This window comes from Clostridium tepidiprofundi DSM 19306, assembly GCF_001594005.1.
Lineage (GTDB): Bacteria > Bacillota > Clostridia > Clostridiales > Clostridiaceae > Clostridium_AC > Clostridium_AC tepidiprofundi.
Genome location: NZ_LTBA01000144.1, coordinates 1 through 721, shown reverse-complemented (window position 1 = coordinate 721; position 721 = coordinate 1). Strand labels below are relative to the sequence as shown.

The 721-nt window shown below is 27.6% G+C and carries 1 protein-coding gene; it reads right to left on the bottom strand.

All coding sequences use genetic code 11. The features are described from left to right. Positions 1 to 717, bottom strand: a 717-nt coding sequence (locus CLTEP_RS14110) for a transposase (RefSeq protein WP_278319564.1), incomplete at its 3' end; no start/stop codon positions are given. Positions 718 to 721: the final 4 nt, after the last annotated feature.

Genomic DNA, 721 nt, shown 5'->3' with positions numbered 1-721 from the left:
ATCTATTCCAATTGAACAAAGGGCTGATATTCGTGATTGAGTGATATTGCCAATAATTTTACAAATATCTTTATCTTTAAAATTACACAAACATTTTAACAGCAATACGTATAAAGCTTTACTTTGAGTGCTATTTCTATTATTTTTCAAAATTATTTTCCATCTAGGTACATCTGTATATTTTGAAACAAAATCCAATATTTCTTCAGGAGTAAAGTTTCTTTCTAGAATATGTCTTTCGCTTCTATACTCAGTTTTTTCATCTTTGAATTCGATGTTTTCTTCTAAAATTTTATCATTGCAGTTATATACAAGCATAAAATAGATTTCTCGAGCTTTTTTTATGTCTTTATCAAGCAATTCCAATATATAATTTTCATCTACTATACCAAATGTATCTGCTCTTAAACCAAGATAAACACCAAGGCTTGAATATTTATAGTCTTCAAGATGCTCTTTATATTTTTTCATATCCTTTGGATTTCTATGAATATATGCAGAAACTCTTAGTAAGTAAGAATGAGAATCTACTATCTTGCTTTTAAATCTATCTTGGAAGACATGACCTCTTCTATTGTGTCTTTTGTTGTAATATTGAGCATATGATTGATTTATGCTATGCATGAATTGACTTATATCTGCTCCATTTGAATCGATCAATAAATGGACATGTGTGGTCATTATACAATAACCATAGAGTTTAAAGCGATATTTAATTTTA